The organism is Bacillus sp. DNRA2, from assembly GCF_012843265.1.
Classification (GTDB): Bacteria; Bacillota; Bacilli; order Bacillales; family Cytobacillaceae; genus Bacillus_BU.
Window position 1 is genome coordinate 1 of the sequence record NZ_JABAIT010000059.1, and the last position, 3,249, is coordinate 3,249.

Here is a 3,249-nt window from a genome sequence, read left to right on the forward strand (position 1 = left end):
AATGGAATTTAAAAAAGATGACCCCTATTCAATTTAGGAATCATCTTCTAGTTGCTTAACCTCTTTTTTTATTGTGTCCTTGACATGGGTGCCATTTTATATGAACCCTTTGGCTGTGCTTGTTTTTATTTTTTAATAAAGGTAATTTTCCAATAGTCTTCAGCAACTTTTTCAGCAGTGTGCTCAAAGCCTTGAGCCGTTAATACTCCATATAATGGAACTGGCTCAAATGGAGCGTGAAGCAAAAACACCTCTTTGGATTTTAAACCAACAATTGCAGCCATGATTTTTTGAAACGGTTCTTGTTTATTTTTAATATCCTCACGAACGTCCATTTCTAAGATTGTGCCTTCCATTCGACTCACTCCTCATCAATTTTTGACATCATTATCGTAAACTATTTTCCGTGAAGTTTGAGTGAGATACATCACTTTTATTTCGAGAATTAGTTGGAGGGATCCTTGATATGACTGAATTATGCTTGATGTTCCAGGTGGAGAGGTGTGTGAAAAATCACACCTGGTTAATGCGGCAACTCACAAAGTTGTCACAACAATGTGTCTAAAATAAGGAATGTAGATTACAGAAAGGAAGTGTTTGGAATGGGCAATCAACTTGGGAAGTCAACGAAACCAAAAAACGCACTTTTAAAATCCATTCTTATTTCAACATGTATACTTTGTTTTACCGTACTATTAGTCGGAGGGTACTGGATTTTTAAAGATATGGCACCCCGTCCGATCGAGGTGACAGATGCAAAAGGAGAGGTTGTACTATCTAAAGCATCTATCATGGGGGGACAAGCTGTCTTTCAAAAATATGGATTAATGGATTATGGTACAGTGTTAGGGCATGGCTCCTATATGGGTCCAGACTACACAGCAGAAGCTTTGGAAGTGTATACGAAAGGTATGCAGGATTTCAGAGCAAATGAAGCATATGGGAAAGACTATAAGGATTTAGCTAAAGAGGAAAAAACGATTATTCGCGAAGCAGTTATCGAAGAAATGCGTGAAAATCGTTATGAAGAAGATACTGATAAGCTTGTTTTAACAGATGCACAAGTGTTTGGGGTAAAAAAGGTTAGAGCATATTATCATGATGTGTTTACAAAGGGTGATGGTTGGGGGCTCAAGCCTAATCTAATTAAAGAAGAAGATATGCCTCTTAAGGATCGTTCATGGGTATCACAAGGAGATCAAATTGAACAAATTTCTGATTTCTTTTTCTGGACAGCTTGGTTATCAAGTACTGAAAGAATTGATGATGATATCACTTACACAAACAACTGGCCTTATTATAAAGATGCCGGAAATGAAATGTCCTTCTCAGCGATTTGGTGGAGCGGTGTCAGTGTTACACTCTTAATCTTATTTGTAGGAATCATTCTATTTGTATTTTATCGTTATCATCTTGGGATGCAGGAAGCTTATAAACCAGGGCAATTCCCGAAAATTGATTTGATGAAGCTACCTGTCACTAATTCGCAGAGAAAATCAGCAAAGTATTTTGTCATTGTAGCTGTCTTATTCTTTATCCAAGCAATGTTCGGTGCATTGTTAGCACACTACTATATCGAGCCGGATAGCTTCTTTGGAATGAAGTGGATTTACGATATTCTACCATTTAACATCGCAAAAGGTTATCACTTACAATTGGCGATTTTCTGGATTGCTACAGCATGGTTAGGTATGGGGATTTTCCTTGCACCACTTGTTGGTGGTCATGAGCCAAAACGTCAAGGGTTACTTGTGGATATCTTATTCTGGGCGTTAGTTGTTTTAGTTGGCGGAAGTATGATTGGACAATGGTTAGGTGCAAACGGTTATTTAGGAAATAACTGGTTCTTACTAGGACATCAAGGTTGGGAGTATCTAGAGTTAGGTCGTATTTGGCAAGTCATTTTAGCGGCTGGTATGTTGATTTGGTTATTCATCGTTTACCGTGGTATCAAGAGCGGTTTAAAACGTGAAACTGATAAAGGTGGTTTAATCCATTTATTATTCTATTCAGCAATTGCAGTACCGTTCTTCTATCTATTTGCTTTCTTAATTAATCCTGGTACTCACTTTACCTTCGCTGATTTCTGGCGCTGGTGGATTATTCATCTTTGGGTTGAGGGAATTTTTGAAGTATTCGCCGTTGTTGTCATTGGTTTCTTAATGGTTCAAATGAAACTTGTGACTAAGAGTTCGACAGTAAAAGCTCTTTATTTCCAATTGATCTTATTATTAGGCAGTGGTGTTATCGGTATTGGTCACCATTATTACTATAACGGATCTTCAGAAGTGTGGATTGCGCTTGGGTCTGTGTTCTCAGCATTAGAAGTCATTCCGTTAACTCTATTAATCTTAGAAGCTTATGAACAATATAAAATGATGCGTGACGGTGGGGTAGACTTCCCATATAAAGGGACTTTCTGGTTCTTAATTTCTGTTGCAGTCTGGAACCTTGTAGGTGCAGGGGTACTTGGTTTCTTAATCAATTTACCAGCTGTCAGCTATTTAGAGCATGGTCAATTCTTAACACCTACACATGGTCATGGATCGATGATGGGTGTATACGGTATGTTTGCATGTGCCGTACTTGTCTTCTCTCTACGTAATATTGTCAAGCCTGAGAAGTGGAATGATAAAGTCATTAAGATTTCTTGCATCCTTTTAAACGTTGGTTTAGCAGGAATGATTATCATTTCATTATTACCAGTCGGATTTATGCAATTAAAAACGGCATATGACAATGGTTATGCTACTTCACGTGCTGCAGCTTTCCTTCAGCAGGAAACAGTGGTGAATTTGTTAACGATTCGTGCAATTCCAGATACTGTGTTCTTAGTTGGTGTGGCTATTCTAGTTGTGTTCTGTTTGAAAGCACTATTTAATCTGCGCAAGGTTACACATAAAGAGGAAGAACCACTTCCAGTTAGGGATCTTGCTGTGGACGAAGATGAATAAATAAATTTGTGTGATTTTTGTCACACACAAAATCGTGAAAAAGTAATATAATGAAGTTGTTAATAAGATAAACGAAAGGAGTGAGACTTACCAGAAGTCCACACCCTTAGTTGTCTAGTTACTTTATCTATCATTGTTCCATTGGAACATTTTTAACCTCTCTAATTTCTCTTAGACAACAGCTGCGGCTGTTGTCCTTTTGTGCGCTTGGCAGCGTATCGGACTAACGGGTGAAAGTCCCGAACACACCGTTTGTGGCGGAAGTGTATAGCTGACAGGTAGTGCGTGTCCGTGA

The 3,249-nt window shown here is 38.3% G+C and carries 2 protein-coding genes; one reads left to right on the plus strand and one right to left on the minus strand.

From position 1 onward, the window contains the following. Positions 1–125: 125 nt before the first annotated feature. Complete coding sequence (locus tag HHO41_RS21860) at positions 126–356, minus strand: DUF2249 domain-containing protein (RefSeq protein ID WP_169102682.1); 231 nt, start codon at positions 354–356, stop codon at positions 126–128. 246 nt (positions 357–602) lie between these two features. Between HHO41_RS21860 and HHO41_RS21865 the strand changes: the two genes are divergently transcribed. Continuing rightward, the gene (locus HHO41_RS21865) at positions 603–2,954 is read left to right on the plus strand and encodes a nitric-oxide reductase large subunit (RefSeq protein ID WP_169102683.1); all 2,352 of its coding nucleotides are present in this window, start codon (positions 603–605) and stop codon (positions 2,952–2,954) included. The last annotated feature ends 295 nt before the right edge of the window (positions 2,955–3,249 follow it).

Coding starts and splice junctions, on each gene's coding strand:
- HHO41_RS21860 (WP_169102682.1), bottom strand. CDS start 356: ATGGAAGGCACAATCTTAGAAATGGACGTTCGTGAGGATATTAAAAAT.
- HHO41_RS21865 (WP_169102683.1), top strand. CDS start 603: ATGGGCAATCAACTTGGGAAGTCAACGAAACCAAAAAACGCACTTTTA.